The organism is Acinetobacter sp. YH12063 (assembly GCF_013419715.1).
Lineage (GTDB): Bacteria > Pseudomonadota > Gammaproteobacteria > Pseudomonadales > Moraxellaceae > Acinetobacter > Acinetobacter amyesii.
The window spans coordinates 35,216-51,679 of sequence record NZ_VOZO01000016.1; the positions used below are offsets into that span (position 1 = coordinate 35,216).

15 protein-coding genes are annotated in these 16,464 nt (G+C 39.0%); 8 read left to right on the forward strand and 7 right to left on the reverse strand.

Annotated features, from left to right (window positions below; genetic code table 11):
- The first annotated feature begins 110 nt into the window (after positions 1-110).
- Complete coding sequence (locus FTU12_RS14885) at positions 111-488, forward strand: hypothetical protein (RefSeq protein ID WP_180064144.1); 378 nt, start codon at positions 111-113, stop codon at positions 486-488.
- Between the two features lie 532 nt (positions 489-1,020).
- Here FTU12_RS14885 and FTU12_RS14890 read toward each other — a convergent pair.
- Complete coding sequence (locus FTU12_RS14890) at positions 1,021-2,958, reverse strand: ATP-binding cassette domain-containing protein (protein ID WP_180074175.1); 1,938 nt, start codon at positions 2,956-2,958, stop codon at positions 1,021-1,023.
- A gap of 196 nt (positions 2,959-3,154) precedes the next feature.
- Between FTU12_RS14890 and FTU12_RS14895 the strand changes: the two genes are divergently transcribed.
- From FTU12_RS14895 to erpA, 4 genes are all read left to right on the forward strand, one after another.
- A complete protein-coding gene (locus FTU12_RS14895) occupies positions 3,155-4,159 on the forward strand; it encodes a putative solute-binding protein (protein WP_180009115.1) in 1,005 nt (334 codons plus the stop codon).
- A gap of 256 nt (positions 4,160-4,415) precedes the next feature.
- Complete coding sequence (locus tag FTU12_RS14900) at positions 4,416-5,426, forward strand: putative solute-binding protein (protein WP_180005536.1); 1,011 nt, start codon at positions 4,416-4,418, stop codon at positions 5,424-5,426.
- 201 nt (positions 5,427-5,627) lie between these two features.
- Positions 5,628-6,635, forward strand: coding sequence for a putative solute-binding protein (locus FTU12_RS14905; RefSeq protein ID WP_180005535.1), 1,008 nt, complete (start codon positions 5,628-5,630; stop codon positions 6,633-6,635).
- Positions 6,636-6,769: 134 nt separating this feature from the next.
- Positions 6,770-7,105 carry an iron-sulfur cluster insertion protein ErpA gene (gene erpA / locus FTU12_RS14910; protein ID WP_078189499.1) on the forward strand — a complete coding sequence of 112 codons (336 nt, stop codon included), beginning with the start codon at positions 6,770-6,772 and terminating at the stop codon, positions 7,103-7,105.
- Positions 7,106-7,173: 68 nt separating this feature from the next.
- Here erpA and FTU12_RS14915 read toward each other — a convergent pair whose 3' ends face one another.
- From FTU12_RS14915 to grpE, 4 genes are all read right to left on the reverse strand, one after another.
- Complete coding sequence (locus tag FTU12_RS14915) at positions 7,174-7,551, reverse strand: hypothetical protein (RefSeq protein ID WP_180005534.1); 378 nt, start codon at positions 7,549-7,551, stop codon at positions 7,174-7,176.
- Positions 7,552-7,671: 120 nt separating this feature from the next.
- Complete coding sequence (locus FTU12_RS14920; RefSeq protein WP_180114820.1) at positions 7,672-8,583, reverse strand: matrixin family metalloprotease; 912 nt, start codon at positions 8,581-8,583, stop codon at positions 7,672-7,674.
- Between the two features lie 215 nt (positions 8,584-8,798).
- A complete protein-coding gene (gene dnaK / locus FTU12_RS14925) occupies positions 8,799-10,739 on the reverse strand; it encodes a molecular chaperone DnaK (protein ID WP_078194438.1) in 1,941 nt (646 codons plus the stop codon).
- Positions 10,740-10,893: 154 nt separating this feature from the next.
- Positions 10,894-11,433: a nucleotide exchange factor GrpE gene (gene grpE, locus FTU12_RS14930; protein WP_180114834.1), complete on the reverse strand. Its 540-nt coding sequence runs from the start codon at positions 11,431-11,433 to the stop codon at positions 10,894-10,896.
- Between the two features lie 937 nt (positions 11,434-12,370).
- Between grpE and FTU12_RS14935 the strand changes: the two genes are divergently transcribed.
- The gene (locus FTU12_RS14935) at positions 12,371-12,598 is read left to right on the forward strand and encodes a hypothetical protein (protein WP_257227330.1); all 228 of its coding nucleotides are present in this window, start codon (positions 12,371-12,373) and stop codon (positions 12,596-12,598) included.
- 181 nt (positions 12,599-12,779) lie between these two features.
- On the opposite strand, the gene FTU12_RS14940 is transcribed toward FTU12_RS14935, so the two are convergent.
- Positions 12,780-13,349: a hypothetical protein gene (locus FTU12_RS14940; RefSeq protein ID WP_180114824.1), complete on the reverse strand. Its 570-nt coding sequence runs from the start codon at positions 13,347-13,349 to the stop codon at positions 12,780-12,782.
- Between the two features lie 201 nt (positions 13,350-13,550).
- Here FTU12_RS14940 and FTU12_RS14945 point away from each other — a divergent pair, with 201 nt between their 5' ends.
- Positions 13,551-14,621 carry an alpha/beta hydrolase gene (locus tag FTU12_RS14945; protein ID WP_078194436.1) on the forward strand — a complete coding sequence of 357 codons (1,071 nt, stop codon included), beginning with the start codon at positions 13,551-13,553 and terminating at the stop codon, positions 14,619-14,621.
- Between the two features lie 63 nt (positions 14,622-14,684).
- On the opposite strand, the gene FTU12_RS14950 is transcribed toward FTU12_RS14945, so the two are convergent.
- On the reverse strand, positions 14,685-15,356 hold the full coding sequence (locus FTU12_RS14950) for an acetoacetate decarboxylase family protein (protein WP_180114826.1): 672 nt from the start codon (positions 15,354-15,356) through the stop codon (positions 14,685-14,687).
- A gap of 101 nt (positions 15,357-15,457) precedes the next feature.
- Here FTU12_RS14950 and FTU12_RS14955 point away from each other — a divergent pair, with 101 nt between their 5' ends.
- A complete protein-coding gene (locus FTU12_RS14955; protein ID WP_180114828.1) occupies positions 15,458-16,027 on the forward strand; it encodes a peptidylprolyl isomerase in 570 nt (189 codons plus the stop codon).
- The last annotated feature ends 437 nt before the right edge of the window (positions 16,028-16,464 follow it).

The window sequence follows — 16,464 nt, forward strand, 5'->3', positions numbered from 1 at the left end:
TAAATAAAATTGAATATTAAATCACCAATTTGTGTTTTATAAAATTGACTTATTCTGATGCTAAGCTCAAATCAAATTGAACTTAGCAGCTAAAAATAAGAGGTCTATATATGATGGACAATCAACTTGAACACATTCGTGACATCTGGGTAAATGCATTTTTTACCGGAAATTATACCGTTCTTGCCGAATACGAAGATGAGCACTTTAAGGTGGTTTATGAGCAAGACGGGCGTGTCGAAAGTAATTATATCCGCTATGAACGTATTGCACATGCAGTGAAAAATGGGGTTTGGAAACCACAAAAACCAGACGTAGAATTTGAAGAATATGAGTTTAATCGTGACCAAACTGAGTGCAAAATTTTAATTGGTTTAGCTGAAACACAGCAGCAAATACAGGAAATCTGGCATTTTGATCAAACCTGGAAAATACAAGAATTACGCTTTTTAAAGGCAAAAAAAGTCCATCCTTCTGCCTTATCTTAAACAATAAAAAGTTTAAATTGATGTCGTGAGTGGAGATAAAATGCATCCATCTTGCAAATGTGGATAAGTTTTGTGAATTTTCACATTTAATAGTGTTCAACATCAAAGTCATTTATAATTGTGGATAATATTATTTAAAAATATTTATCCATAAAAAAATGGTTCGATGTTTTGAATTTAAAAAATAAAAAATGAATTTAAAACTAAGATTTGAATTTAAAAATGGCTTTTGTGGATAACTGTGGTAATGAGTTTGATGTGAAGTATATTTTTTTGAATTCATTTACAAAATTAGGGTAAAAGCGATCGCTGAATTTTTAGATTCTTTCCGAATAGAAATGCCTTAACGATGCAATAACCAGTTGGATATGAACATTCGATTTTTTAAATATTTTTTAGATTTATAGTGTGATTATTATTGTGAAGTATTAATAAAAAATCGCCGTGGAACATTTAAATTTCACGGCGATTGATTTTTTGAGCTTAAGTTAGGTTTTCTTAATAATGCAAATCTAGGGTTTTGCTTTTTAAATTAAGCCTCAAAACTACTTTCCATTTCTTCTAATTCCATCATTAATTCAAGCATTTGCTCTTCGACAGATTCAAGTTTGGCTTTTAATTCTGTTTGCTCATTCATTAGTTTGAGTAAGTCATCTTTACGACTGGCTTCATATAAAGCACTGTCTGCTAATAATTCCTCGATTTCGTTTAAGCGTGGCTGAATTTTGCTGATTTGCGCTTCATTTTTTTCAATGTTTTTACGAATCGGGCGGGTCAATTCACGCTGACGTGCAGCTTCTTTACGCTGCGCTTCTTTATCGACTTTAGAAATCGTCTGTTTAGTTTCAACTTGAGATTTGATGGGAGTAGGGGCTTGTTGGCTATTTTTCATCATGTCAATCCGTGCTTGACGCAGCCAATCGGCATAAGCCACGAGGTCACCATCAAATTCGCGACATTTCCCATGATGTACCAACAATAATTCGTCACAAACGCTGGCAATCAATTGACGTTCATGCGAAACCAAAACCACAGCACCTTCAAAATCTTGCAGCGCCATTGTTAGAGCATGACGCATATCAAGGTCTAAATGGTTGGTCGGTTCATCTAGAATTAAAACATTGGGGCGCTGCCAAACAATCAAAGCCAAAGCCAATCGTGCTCGTTCACCGCCTGAAAATCCTTCACTTGGCGTATCCATGCGTTCGCCACTAAAACCAAAGCTACCTAAGAATGAACGTAATGCCGCTTCACTGATTTTTTTGTCAGCGATTCGAGATAATTGCAACATTGGGCTGGCATTGCCATCTAGAGCATCCATTTGATGCTGTGCAAAATAGCCAATATTCAACAGTTCCGAGGCTTTGCGTGTCCCTTGTAATAAGGGAAGATCACCAACCAAGGATTTAATTAAGGTTGATTTACCAGCACCATTCATTCCCAGTAAACCAATGCGACTGTTTGGGGTAATCTGTAAATTCACATTGGTGGCAATCAGTTTGTCACCATAGCCTATATCGACATGTTCCATTTGTAACAGTGGTGAGCTCATTTTGGTTGGCTCACGGAAACTAAAGGTAAATGGCGTATCGACATGCGCGGCAGAAAGTTCCTGCATGCGTTCTAATTGTTTAATACGACTTTGAGCCTGCTTAGCTTTAGTGGCTTTAGCTTTAAAACGGTCAATAAATTTTTGGAGATGTGCACGGGTTTCAAGTTGTTTTTCATAGGCTTGTTGTTGTTGTGCCAAGCGCTCAGAACGGGTGCGTTCAAAGGTTGAATAGTTGCCGGTGTAAAGCGTCAGCTCTTGATTTTCGATATGTAAAATATGATCAGTCACCGCATCTAAGAAATCACGGTCATGTGAAATCAAGATCAGTGTGCCTTCATAAGCTTTTAACCAATCTTCTAACCACAAAATCGCATCTAAGTCTAAGTGGTTGGTTGGTTCATCGAGTAATAATAGGTCAGAACGGCTCATCAGGGTACGCGCAAGGTTTAAACGCATACGCCAACCACCAGAAAAGCTTGAAACATTGAGTTGGGACTGATGTTCAAAGAAACCCAGGCCGGCCATCAGTTGTGAGGCTTTTGATGGAGCTGTATAGCCATGGATTTCATCAAATCGGCCATATAAGTGTGCCAGCGCTTCATTGTCTAATTGTTCTGGATGTTCAAGTTTATGTTGTATTTCCCAATATTCTTCATCGCCTGAAAGAACGAAATCAATCGCTTTCATATCGAGCGCTTTGATTTCTTGCGCCATATGCGCGACGGTCCATACCGCAGGACGAGTTAATGAACCACCATCAGATTCCATTCCACCTAAAAGTGCAGAAAAAAGAGTCGATTTACCTGCACCATTTACACCGGTTAAGCCGATTTTCCAGCCTGGATGCAATTGCATAGATGCTTTTTGAAATAAAACACGCCCACCGCGACGAATGGAAAGTTGGTCTAACTGAATCATGGAACTAACTAAACAAGAAGAATGTGAGGCTATTCTAATGGATGGCTTTGCAAAAGAAAAAACAAAGCATCGCAACCATCTGAAAAAATGTGACAGATTCCACGTATTTAGGTATATTGAATGGGCTTTAGTATTAAAAAAATATTTCAAGTTGTTGTTTTAAATGGATTAATAAAACATATTGGGAATATAAGAAATGAGAAAAGGAATTTTAATTTTATCGCTTCTTTCAGGTGTGATGTCTGCACAAAGCTATGCCAATCAGAAGGTCTGTGTGTTCGATTTACTTGGAAAAGCAGGGGAATCTTATAAGCTAATGGAAGAGTGGTCTCTAGCCAGTAAGGCATGGGGAGCACAAGTTCAACTGATTTCATATCAAGATGAATCCAAAGTCGATAAAGATTTTAAAGAAGGGAAATGTGACGCATTTTATATGACCTCGATGCGGGCACGTGCGTATAACAAATTTGCTGGTTCGATTGATGCCATTGGCGGTGTACCGAACAATACCATCCCACAAAAAGCCATTACCTATGTCTTAGATAAGCGGAACAGTAAGCGACTGATTACCAATTCAGGTAAAGATAGTTATGAAGTGGCAGGGATTGGGCAAATTGGTTCAGCCTATATTTTTGTCCGTGATCGCAATATCAATAATTTAGAAAAAGCTGAAGGTAAAAAATTTGCCATTTTGCATTATGACTATGCGCAAAAAGAGATGGTCGACCGTGTCGGCGCTGTGCCAGTCATGTCGGAAATTTCCAATTTTATTCGCAAATTTAATCAGGCCGAAGTTGAAATTGTGGCTGCGCCGGCTTATGCCTTTAAGCCACTCGAAATTTCAAAAGGCTTAGGCACTACTGGGGCGATGGTTAATTTTCCTGTGGTGAATGTCACGGCAGACCTGATTATTCGTAACAATAAATTCCCAGATGGTTTTGCTGAACCCTCTCGGCAATGGTTCGTTAAACAATTACCGAAAAGTTTTGCCATGGTAAAACGCATGGAAGCTGAAATTCCTGCCAAATATAAGATGAATCTCAGCAAAGATGATCAGTTGAAATATCAGAAAATTTTGCGTGAAGGACGGATGGATTTAACCAAACAAGGAATCTACGACTCCACCATGATGACGGTACTGAAAAAAGCACGTTGTACGATTGAGCGAACCAATTTTGAGTGTTCAGTGGCGGGTGAATAAGCTTTTTTCTGTATTTCTTTGTAAAGTTTCATAAAAAGGCTGTAAATGCAAAAAGCATTTTTTGCATACAACATGATGATTATATTTATAATTTTGCCTTAAATAAAAAAGTGATATTAATCACAAAAAAACAGAATGTGCCAAAATGACATAAATAAATGGAGTAAATGCTCTATTTTTTTTAAATTAACTTGCTTAATATCGGCGTTGTGTAAGGACACCTCTGAACCATAAAAAGATTTGAAAGGAAAATAGAATGAAAAAAACGCTCCTATCATTGGCTACATTTGCTGCAATTGGCTTTGCTGGTTCAGCTCAGGCAGCAAAAGTAGATATCTGTGTATTTGACTTACTGGGTAAGTCAGGTGAGTCATACCAAATGGCTCAGGAATGGGCGCTTGCAGCAAAAGGCTGGGGTGCTGAAATTAACTTAATTCCGCGTCAAGATGAAGCAGTAGCCGACAATGATTTTAAAGCGGGTAAATGTGATGGCGTATTTATGACGGCAATGCGTGCTCGTCAATACAATAAATTTGCAGGTTCGATTGATGCGCTTGGTGGCGCACCGAGCAATGCAATTGCGCAACGTGCGATTACCTTTGCATTAGACCAACGTAATGCTGCAAAAATGGTCAGCAACCTAGGTGGTAAGAAATACGAAGTGGCGGGTATTGCTCCACTGGGTTCAGCATTCATCTTTGTCAAAGACAAAAAAATTGACTCAATTGAAAAAGCAGCAGGTAAAAAGTTTGCAGTATTAGGCTATGACGAAGCACAAAAAATTATGGTGCAACGTGTCGGCGCTCAAGCTGTGGTTTCAGATGTATCTAACTTTGTGGCGAAGTTTAATAATGGTCAGGTCGATATGGTGGGTGCGCCTGCGTATGCCTACAAACCATTAGAGATTTATAAGGGTTTAGGTACCAATGGTGCGATGTTTAACTTCCCAGTTTTACAAGTGACCGCGGACTTTATTATTCGTCCTGATCAGTTCCCAGCAGGCTTTGGTCAAAAATCTCGTGATTGGTTTGTGAAACATTTACCGAAGAGTATTGCGATGATTAACCGTTTAGAGGCGGGTATTCCTGCGAAATATAAACTTAACTTAAGTGCAGAAGATAAAACCAAATATCAAAAATTATTGCGTGAAGGTCGTATGGATATGACGAAACGTGGAATTTACGATGCAGGCATGATGTCAGTATTGAAAAAGGCACGTTGTTCTGTCGATAAAGCCAATTTTGAATGTTCACTTAGCGGCGAATAAACTGATATTTAAAGAAAAAAGCCTGGATTTATCCGGGCTTTTTTTCGCAAATGCACAGGTCATTTTCGCCATTGAGTCAGCAAAATATTCAGGTAATCTAAATTGAAATCGAGGGCTGTGAGTATATTTAATCATACTCCGCATGACCCAAAAATCAAAAAATGGTTAAAACAAAAACAGTAAAAAACAAGGAAAGTCAGTATGAAACAATGGACAAAGGCATTGAGTATTGCTGCTGCGTTAATGGCGGTGAATGGCGTAGCTCAAGCAAAGCAAGTGGTGTGTGTATTTGATTTGGTTGGTAAAAATGGTGATGTTTTTACCCTGATGAGAGATTACCAATTGGCGGCAAAAAACTGGGGCGCAGACATTGAGCTCCGCGTCAGTCAAAATGAAGCGGTGATTGCGGAAGATTTTAAAGCCGGTAAATGTGATGGGATCAGTGTCACAGGTATGCGTGGTCGTCAATTTAATAATTTTACCGGTTCTTTAGATGCGATTGGTGCAATTCCAGATTTGAAACTTGCGGTTAAAGTGATGCAAGGCCTTGCGAGTCCAACGTTTGCAAAGAGCATGGTCAATAGTAAATATGAAGTGGTAGGTGTGATTCCTGTAGGTGATGCCTACCTGTTGGTGAATGACCGTAGTATCAATACTGTCGCTAAAGCAGCAGGTAAAAAAATTGCGGTGCTTGATTATGATGAAGCGCAGAAAATTATGGTGCAACAGGTGGGGGCTCAAGCGGTCAGTGCTGACGTGACCAATTTTGGCTCTAAATTTAACAATGGTCAGGTGGATATTATTGGTGCACCTGCAGCGGTGTTTAAACCCTTGGAGTTACATAAAGGTTTAGGTAGTAAAGGTGCAATTGTTAATTATCCAATTTTACAAGTGACGGGTAATATCATTATTCGCCCAGATAAATTCCCAGCGGGATATGGGCAAAAATCACGTGATTGGGTCAAAACACAATTACCTCGTGCATTCACGATATTAGGCAAAATGAAGTCAGAAATCCCAGCTAAATATTGGATGGATGTTCCAACGGCAGACAAAGCTGGCTATCAAAAAATGATGCGTGAAGCGCGTATTGATTTGACTAAACGTGATATCTACGACAAGCGAATGATGAAATTATTATGGCAATTCCGCTGTAAACAAGACCCGAAAAACTTCGAATGTGCATTACAGGACGAAAACTATAAATAAGTTTTAAATGAATCTTGAGAAAAATACTCTGATTTAACTTTAAACTGTGAAGACTGACCATATATTGAGTATGTTATACTTGAAACATGGTCTTTTCTTTTTAAAGACACCCCAATGACTCAGAGGAATCCATCATGAATGCTCAAGCACTTGTGCTGACTGACAATGCTGCCAATAAAGTACGCCAATTGCGTGACAGTGAAGGTAATCAAGACCTCATGTTACGTGTATATGTGACTGGTGGTGGTTGTTCAGGTTTCTCATATGGATTTAATTTTGCAGAAAGCCAAAACGAAGATGATGCTGAATTTATCAATGAAGACGTGAAAATGTTGGTGGATTCACTTAGTTATCAATATTTAGTTGGTTCAACAGTCGACTATATTGAAGGTTTAGAGGGTTCTCGTTTTGTGGTACAAAACCCGAATGCGACAACCACGTGTGGATGTGGATCTTCATTCTCGATCTAATCACGATGATGAATTGAGCCATAAAAAAGCCCTCATTTTGAGGGCTTTTTTAATGTTTAAAATCGATATTAGGCTTCAAATTTTAGCGCTTCTAACAGATCTAAAATCACTGTGGTCACGTCTTGACTCAATTGATAATTATTAAAAATTTCATAAGCCGTAATGGTGATATCGGTATCACTCGGAAGCAGGCGTTGTTCTTCTTCGATGAGGTCACGGATCGGCAAAAGGGTTTGTTTGACTTGTAAATGCAAGACATCTTTAAACTCAAGATTTTCGTCTTCGAGTTCAATTAATTGCTCATTAAAAAATGGTAAAAGTACCGCATGGAGATAAGGTTGAATTTCGGTAATATCAAAAAGCTCAATATCACGGGTTTGTTCAATCGTGCTGATGTGGTCATTCACTTCAATTAAGATATGGTAGTAACTCACATTGCTCTCCACGGAAGATGTCATTGATATAAGGGGATTATTGCAGATCAACAATAACATGAAATGCTGATTTTTGTTGGTGAATCCTACAATATCCTTATAAATTGTATGGTTTTTTATGCTCAGGGCACACTAGCGATAATACAGTAAGCTTTGGTCTGCTGGCATCAGTTTAAAGTTTTCTAATTGTTGCGCGCCTAAGATTGGGTACATTAATGCAACAGGGTCATTATGGTGAGATAAGCCGAGAGCATGTCCGAGTTCGTGGGCAAGGGTAAGGCGTAAATCATCTTCGGCATCAAATTGATAAATCTGAATCTGATCGCCCATAAAGACACCTTTATGAAACTCTCGAGCAGGAAAGCGCTGACTGGCTTGTATCACGCCTGCATTATATTGATCGATTTGCTGGTTATAGCTTAAGACTTGTTGGTTAAATTGATCATTTTGCTGATTAAATCGATCTATTTCTTGGTCTAATTGCATCGCTTGTGCTTTAACTTGCTCAAGTTCTCTTTCAACGCGTTGCATATTGGGGCCTTGTGCATGCTCGATTCGGCTCCAATTCATACGTTCTTGCGACAGCTGTGCGATTTCCGCACGAATCATGGCTTGTTTTGATCGGAGCTGTTGCTCATTCATCTCCAGACCTTTTCTCGAATTTGCTAAGTTCTCGGCATATAAATCATTACGGGCTTTATCTGCGGCTAAGGTATTTTGGACTTGCTTATAGGCATTGTATTGTTCTTGGCGATCATCATAAATTAGATGGATCGCCAGTTGTGCATTTGGGTCATAGATAAATAACGGTTTGAGTGTCCCTTTATGCCATATCTCTGCGGCTTCTTGGCTAAGTTGAATGACTTGTTGCTGGCTTAATCCAAAACGCGGATCGACATCAGCAACCCGATAACGCAAACGGGTATCGAGAGGGTGTAAAATTCGATCTGAAATTGAATTAAATTTCAGTTGAGGATGCTGCTTGGTTTGAAAGATCCAGCAAGTACTCAAAACGATGACAACAATAATTAAAATCAAACGCATAGCGTCGCAAAACTTGATTATTTTGCATTAATTTAACTGAAATTTAGTGCTATGCAAATCTAAGTTTAGATTGATAGTGAGTCGAGAAGAATGTGGCTGTTTGAACGTTTGCGTGTTATTTGAATATTGCCTGATGCAGATAAAATCATCCACAAAAAAAACCGCGCTTTCGCGCGGTCTTTTTGAGCTTTGAAAGACTCAGTTAAAGCGACAAATTATTTTTTGTCATCTTTCACTTCAGTGAACTCAGCATCTACAACGCCGTCATCTGCTTTTTGAGCTTGACCTTCAGCGCCTTGGAAAGCGTTAGGATCAAAACCTTCAGCACCGCCTTGACCTTGTGCAGCTTCATAAGCACGTTGAGTGATCGGCATAATGATGTTTTGAAGTGCTTCAGTTTTCGCTTTGATTGCATCTACATCGTTTTCTTTAGTCGCTGCTTCGAGCTCAGCTACAGCAGCATCGATTGCAGATTTCTCATCAGCAGTTACCTGTTCGCCAAGATCTTTTACTGCTTTTTGAGCAGAAGAAACAAGTGCATCAGCTTCGTTACGTGCTTTCGCTAATTCTTCAAATTTACGATCTTCTTCAGCATTCGCTTCAGCATCTTTGATCATCGCTTCAATTTCAGCATCGCTCAAACCAGAGTTAGCTTTAATTTGAATTGATTGCTCTTTACCTGTGCTCTTATCTTTTGCAGATACTTTCAAGATACCATCAGCGTTGATGTCAAATGATACTTCAATTTGTGGTACACCACGTGGAGCAGGTGGAATATCGCCCAATTGGAAGTTACCCAACAATTTGTTTTGTTGAGCCATTTTACGTTCACCTTGGTAAACTGAAATGTCTACAGCTGGTTGGTTGTCTGCAGCAGTTGAGAACACTTGAGATTTCTTCGCAGGAATCGTCGTGTTTTTCTCAATGATCGCTGTTAACACGCCACCCATTGTTTCAATACCAAGTGTAAGCGGAGTTACGTCAAGAAGAAGTACGTCAGTTTTATCACCTGAAAGTACTGCACCTTGAATCGCAGCACCCATCGCTACAGCTTCATCTGGGTTCACGTCTTTACGTGGCTCACGGCCGAAGAACTCTTGTACTTTTTGTTGTACAAGTGGCATACGAGACTGACCACCCACCAAGATTACGTCAGAGATGTCAGAGGTTGAAAGACCTGCATCTTTAAGTGCAATCTTACATGGTTCAATTGTACGAGCAACCAATTCAGCAACTAAACCTTCAAGTTTAGAGCGAGTCACGTTGATCACTAAGTGTTTAGGACCAGTCGCATCTGCTGTGATGTATGGAAGGTTGATTTCTGTTGCATTCGAAGAAGAAAGCTCGATTTTTGCTTTTTCAGCAGCTTCTTTTAAACGTTGAAGTGCAAGCGGATCTTGTTTCAAGTTTACGCTTTGTTCTTTCTTGAACTCTTCAACCAAGTATTCAATTAATGCATTATCGAAGTCTTCACCACCAAGGAATGTATCACCGTTTGTAGACAATACTTCGATTTGTTGGTCGCCATCAAGGTCAGCGATTTCAATGATTGATACGTCGAAAGTACCACCACCTAAGTCGTAAACCGCAACTTTACGGTCGCCTTCTTTTTTGTCCATACCGAACGCAAGTGCAGCAGCCGTTGGTTCGTTGATGATACGTTTAACATCTAAACCAGCAATTTTACCTGCATCTTTAGTCGCTTGACGTTGAGCATCGTTAAAGTACGCAGGAACAGTAATTACCGCTTCAGTTACTGTTTCACCAAGGTAGTCTTCAGCTGTTTTTTTCATCTTTTTCAAGATTTCAGCAGAGATTTGTTGTGGTGCAAGTTTCTTGTCGTTTACATCAACCCAAGCATCGCCATTGTCAGCTTTGATGATTTTGTAAGGTACAAGGCCGATATCTTTTTGCACAGCTTGGTCTTGGTACTTACGACCGATCAAACGTTTGATTGCAAATAATGTGTTTTTAGGGTTAGTCACTGCTTGACGCTTAGCAGATTGACCGACAAGGATCTCGCCATCTTTATACGCAATAATAGATGGAGTTGTACGAGCGCCTTCAGCGTTATCGATTACTTTTACTTTGTCGCCTTCAAGTACTGCTACGCAAGAGTTTGTAGTACCTAAGTCAATACCAATGATTTTCGCCATTTGGATGTTTCCTCTAAAATTCTTTTATTCCCAAACTCTTCCCTTTCTCAAAGGGAAATAAAAAGGGATTTACTTGTTATCCGATATGAGAGCCAATCAAAAATTTTCAAGTAATATTGGTTAAAATTTTTAATTCGTCTCAGAAAATTTGGGTTTATGCACCAACCATAACCATAGCTGGACGTAATAGACGACCGTTTAAGCTATAGCCTTTTTGCAATACTGTCCCGATTTCATTCGATTTGGCATTTGGATCGATGCCCACTGCTTGGTGAAGATCTGCATTGAAACCATTTGCAGTATCTACAGCAACCACACCAAATTTTTCTAAAGTGTTGAGCAATGATTTCAGTGTAAGTTCTACACCTTCAGATAAACCTGATTTTTCATCACCTGCCGCAGCAATCGCGCGTTCAAGGTTATCAACTGACTCAAGCAATTGTTTTGCAAATTTTTCCAGCACAGTATCTTTATGCTTTTCAGATTCGCGTTGAATGCGCTCTACACTTTTTTGCGCTTCATATACGGCATTTGCAGTACGTGCTTTTTCAAGTTTTAAGCTTTCTTCTAAATTGGTGATTTGTGCTTGTAAATCTTCAACTGAAACTTCAGCTTGCTCGTTTTCAGCTTGAGTTTGCTGTTCTGCTTGCTCTTGTTGAAGATCTTGAGCGTCTTGGTTTTGCTCAGTCGCCATTGATTTACTCCGTTTAAATGGGTTCTTAAACATGTTCAGTCCTTATAGCTGTGCGTTCAAACGACATCGATGCGTAACTGCCATGCGTTTTGAATTCATGATTAATAGAAGAAATCGGGGCAGGGGATAAAAATTCAAGCGAAGTCAGCGATTAAATGCAGTTTTTTATTCAAAAAAATGGTTTTTCAGCCAAATATCGACTGCAAAATTAAATTCTATGAAAATATAAATTATTGATTTGAATGTATAATCATATTTTGATCGGATTTATAGATTTTCATCATAAATTTTAACGGTTTCTCTTTGTGCCTGAAAATTTGCATAATTTATCTATCGGAAGTGACCATATCCACTGGAGAGAGGGATATGGTGACTACCTTTAGATTTTAGAAACACTTTTCCATGCTGATTTCCCAAGAATCAGCATTTTTTTTGCCTCAAAAAATAGTGGTTAATATTTATACATAAAAACTCTTAGTATCAGTTTTATTAAATATTTCACAAAAAATGATCAGCACAGTATTCTCTGTTTCAGATTCTATCGCTGTAGTTTCTGAATTTATTTCGAATGTGTTTTTCATGGCCTGCTTCTCTCATAAGCAGGCTTTTTTTTGCATGAAATTTATAAAAACAGCCACTTAAGTAACTGAGTTGCAAGTTTTGTTGAACTTTGTTGTATTCAAAAGCTTTGATCACGCTTTATTTAAAACCATGTATAGTTATTTTATTAATAAAAAACAAAGCACTTGAGTTAAAAAAATGATGTAAAGCCTTAAAATGAAAGAAAACCGCCTAATTAATAAAACATTTCATAAGCTGTACCGTGCCTCGTACAAAGTACAACTCAGAAGGTGGGAACTTCACAGAATTATTTTCCATTATGACTCGGGCAAAGTTGAGCTTTGCTTTTAATGATTCAATGAAGGAAATAATGAAGATGAAAAAAATTGGTTTATTCGCTGTCGCAGTTTTAGGTTTTGGTTTAGCTGCGGTGGGTTGTACTGCTCAAGAAACTGTAGAATCTCCAGAAACCGCACAAGTAACGTCTGCAACTGAAGCATCTGTAACGACAGAGCAATCGGGTGCTGTGGTTCAAGCAGATCCATCAGCTCAAGGTGCTGAAGTTCAATCTGCGCCTGCACCGCAACCTACAGTTCAGCAATAAGATTGTTTAATGCTCTCTGACCTGTAACAACAGGCAGTCAAGAATAGACAGAAGATAGGATGCCTCTTCTGTCTATTTTTTTTCTATTGCTTTTTTTTACCTTTTCTATTTTTAGTGAACGAAAAAAAAGCCCATCATGTAGATGAGCTTTTTACTTTTAACCGATCTGCAAAAACAACAATTAACGGCGATTTTCCCACGCGCGACGACGTTCTTCAGCCGCTTTACGTTGTTGATCTGATGCCTTTCTTAAATCTTGAAAATTTTTTTTGCGCTCTTGCTCAATTTGTTTTCTACGATCTTGACTGGCTTTACGGCGCTGTTCTTCTAAGCGCTGACGCTCTTTGCTGACTTTTTGACGATCTTGTTCAGCATGTTTACGACGTTCAGCTTCAGAGTATTTACGCTGTTGTTCTAGACGTTGACGTTCGAGTTCGTTTTTACGACGATCCCACTCTTGTTGATTTTTACGATTCTGTTCCCAGTTACGCTGGTCAAGTTGCTGCTTTCTACGTTCGAGCTCTAAACGATTACGTTGTTGTTGCTGACGTTCCCATGTACGGCGGTCTTGTTCATAACGACTGTCGTAACGGCGATCATAACGATTATCATAGCGTCGATCATTATGATCATAACGGCGGTCATAACGTTGATCATAACGTCCATCGTAGTAACCATCTTCAGGGAATGCTACGCAGCCTACAGCCAAAAAAGCAGTCGCAAAAGACAGAAGGATGATCTTTTTAGCCATGGTGAGTATCCTTTATCGAGAATGGGTTAGCATAATCAACCCATAAAACTTGGGTAAATTGTCAATGACAACTCTATAAAAGAAGATTAGCTTAACTAGGTCTGTACTATGTATGTCGATGTTGAGACTTATATGTGAATATGGTCACATTTGACCTAGATCATGTAGAAAGTATGAAGAGCATAATTCGAAGGATAGAGCATGTTTGCATTGAATGAATCACTTAAAAATATGAAAGATAAAGGCCAAGGTACGGCTGCTCGGTTACTTGATCGTCTTCCTAACTTTGCCAAAGAAAGCCTCGCAAAACGTCTCGATTATCCGTTTATTTTTCCAGAATTAGATCCGCTGGTGAAATGCATGATGGCGGCTCAACTCAAGCAAGGTAAATCAGGCTTTGTGACTGAAGACTATGTGAAGTCTCGTAAATTATTTGATTTACAGATGGAGTCGATCAAGACCAAGCCGACCTTTGTGAAACAAGTGCAAGATATACGTCTACCTTTACAAAGTGCTACGCTGTTTGCGCGTCATTATCATCCTGCTCCAAATAAAAAATTACCGATGATCGTGTTCTATCACGGTGGTGGTTTTGTGGTGGGTGGTCTAGACACGCATGATGAAGTTTGTCGTTTATTGGCCGTGCATGCCAAAGCACAAGTTTTAAGTATAGATTATCCACTCACGCCAGAGGCCAGCCCAGCTCAATTAATGCAAAGTTGTGAAGATGCCTTGGCTTGGACTTATCAAAATAGTCGTCAGTTTAAAATTCTAAAAAATCGAATTGCGGTGGCAGGGGATAGTGCAGGCGGCAATATTGCTACTGCGGTTGCACAGCGCAGTGCTCAAAAAGTTTTTGCCCCGCAAGCTCAACTATTAATTTACCCAGTAGTGGATTTCAAGAGTCGCCACCCATCTTTCTATGCTTATAAAGATGGTCTAGTTCTGACTGAAAAAGATATTGATGTCGTAACTGCTTTATATGCGGAACAACATGCAGTGGCCTTGGATGATCCATTAATTTCACCGACCTATGGAAAATTGGCAGGTATCGCACCCGCGTATATCGTGACAGCAGGGCATGACGTTTTACATGACGAAGGTGAAATTTATTCGCATAAACTCCGTCAGCAAGGGGTGAAAGTGTTTTATCAAGAATATACCGATCAAACCCATGGTTTTATCAATTTAACCCCGGTTTCGCACCGAGCTAAAAAATACGTGATCGAGATCAGTACGAAGTTCCGTAAATTTTGGGATAAACGTAGCTAATCATTCCTTTATATAAAGTAAACCCAGTGTTTCACGTGAAACACTGGGTTTTTATTTATTGAGTTATTTATCTTGGATTTTTGCAGCAGGAAAAACGAGGCTAAATTCTGGGACATAAAAGCTTTGCAATAATCGTGCTTCGGCAAAATTTGGAAAAATGTCCTGTGTGTTGTGCCATTCTACCTGTTTCAGTTTAGAGAGCCGTCCGCGAAACTTCGGTGAAAATTGATAGCGCTTACCTTCCCACGCTTGTCTGATTTGCAACATCGCTGCAGGGATATGATGACTATTAATATAGAAAGAACGCTGTAAACGTGATTTTTTTAAACGGATCTGCATTTTGTGTTGTTCAACTTCTATAGTACAGACCACTTCATTGTCATGTTGTTGCCATTCAAACTTTGCCAACTCTTTAGGAATGCCCCAGAGTTTTTGGCCATGAATGACAGAGATATCTGTCGAAACATAAATCTTAGGTATCGAACTTAACCTTTTCTTACTCCATAAAGGGTGATCTAAAATCAGCAATTCGTCATAAGGACCCACAGGCGAATCATGGTATCGGACCAATAACACCTGAACCACACGACCCAAAGCTGATGTCGCTAAACGGAACATTTGCGCTTGTTGGATAAAACTCGGAGAGAGCCAATAATTTAAAATAAAAGCATCGCCACGCAGTTGCCAAGGCGGTAAATGTGTCAATGGAGTGTCCGACGGTATTATTTGCGTCATCATTGTTCTCGTTTTAATAATGGCAGAATAATTACTTTTTAATCATCAAAGACTAATATACAGTCAATAACAAGTACGAGATCAATCAGAAGAGTTAGCAAATGTTAAAACAGATTTTATTTATTGTAGCACTTGGCTGTGTGAGCTTAAGCAGTTTTGCTGCCAATACTATTGTCGAAATGAAAACCTCTCAAGGCAATATTGAAATTGAACTATTCAATGACAAGGCACCTATCTCAGCAAAAAACTTTGAAAGCTATGCAAAAGAAAAATTTTATAACGGCACGATCTTTCATCGCGTGATTCCTGGATTTATGGTTCAGGGTGGGGGCATGGATGCCAAGATGCAGGAGAAGCCAACAAAAGCGGCGATTAAGAATGAATCAAGTAATGGCTTGAGCAATAAGCGTGGCACATTGGCAATGGCACGGATGAATCATCCTGATTCAGCAAGTAGTCAGTTCTTTATTAATGTTGCAGACAATGACTTCCTCAATAAAAGTGCAATGAATGCGGGATATGCTGTTTTTGGCAAGGTCAATAAAGGTATGGATATCGTCGATAAAATCGTAAAAGTTCCAACTGCGAACTATGGAATGCACCAGAATGTCCCTGTAAACCCAGTGGTTATACAGAGTGTGGTGATTAAAGCAGCACCTGTAAAACACTAAGCACACAAAATAGGAAAAATATTTTACATGATATTTGTAATAAATATCATGTATTTATGTGAATAAAGTGTGTTTTTTGAACCATAATGGTGCATAAAAATAAAACACTCGTGTTCTTTGTGAGTGAAAAGCACTTGCACGTGTAAGAAATTGCCCTATAATGAGCACCATACCGACGAGATAGACAGAAACGAACGAAACGCGAAGCGTTGAGTTGTTAAGTTTATCGAAGTCCAGCTTCTAGCATTGACGAGATGTTAGAAAGATCATTAAGAGATTATGAAGAACAACTTGTGTGGATTTTTACTGATTGATTGATCGAAATTATTTTCATTGATTGATGGTAGAAATTACTCGAAGTTTATTTGAGCAAATTTTTGTCAGTAATTGATGAGCCAAGATTGGTACCCTTTAAGGTACTATTGATTTTAAACTGA

Excerpts from the sequence above, each read along its gene's own strand:
- FTU12_RS14885 (WP_180064144.1), top strand. The coding sequence starts at position 111 with ATGATGGACAATCAACTTGAACACATTCGTGACATCTGGGTAAATGCA.
- FTU12_RS14890 (WP_180074175.1), bottom strand. The coding sequence starts at position 2,958 with ATGATTCAGTTAGACCAACTTTCCATTCGTCGCGGTGGGCGTGTTTTA.
- FTU12_RS14895 (WP_180009115.1), top strand. The coding sequence starts at position 3,155 with ATGAGAAAAGGAATTTTAATTTTATCGCTTCTTTCAGGTGTGATGTCT.
- FTU12_RS14900 (WP_180005536.1), top strand. The coding sequence starts at position 4,416 with ATGAAAAAAACGCTCCTATCATTGGCTACATTTGCTGCAATTGGCTTT.
- FTU12_RS14905 (WP_180005535.1), top strand. The coding sequence starts at position 5,628 with ATGAAACAATGGACAAAGGCATTGAGTATTGCTGCTGCGTTAATGGCG.
- erpA (WP_078189499.1), top strand. The coding sequence starts at position 6,770 with ATGAATGCTCAAGCACTTGTGCTGACTGACAATGCTGCCAATAAAGTA.
- FTU12_RS14920 (WP_180114820.1), bottom strand. The coding sequence starts at position 8,583 with ATGCGTTTGATTTTAATTATTGTTGTCATCGTTTTGAGTACTTGCTGG.
- dnaK (WP_078194438.1), bottom strand. The coding sequence starts at position 10,739 with ATGGCGAAAATCATTGGTATTGACTTAGGTACTACAAACTCTTGCGTA.
- grpE (WP_180114834.1), bottom strand. The coding sequence starts at position 11,433 with ATGGCGACTGAGCAAAACCAAGACGCTCAAGATCTTCAACAAGAGCAA.
- FTU12_RS14935 (WP_257227330.1), top strand. The coding sequence starts at position 12,371 with ATGAAAAAAATTGGTTTATTCGCTGTCGCAGTTTTAGGTTTTGGTTTA.
- FTU12_RS14940 (WP_180114824.1), bottom strand. The coding sequence starts at position 13,349 with ATGGCTAAAAAGATCATCCTTCTGTCTTTTGCGACTGCTTTTTTGGCT.
- FTU12_RS14945 (WP_078194436.1), top strand. The coding sequence starts at position 13,551 with ATGTTTGCATTGAATGAATCACTTAAAAATATGAAAGATAAAGGCCAA.
- FTU12_RS14950 (WP_180114826.1), bottom strand. The coding sequence starts at position 15,356 with ATGACGCAAATAATACCGTCGGACACTCCATTGACACATTTACCGCCT.
- FTU12_RS14955 (WP_180114828.1), top strand. The coding sequence starts at position 15,458 with ATGTTAAAACAGATTTTATTTATTGTAGCACTTGGCTGTGTGAGCTTA.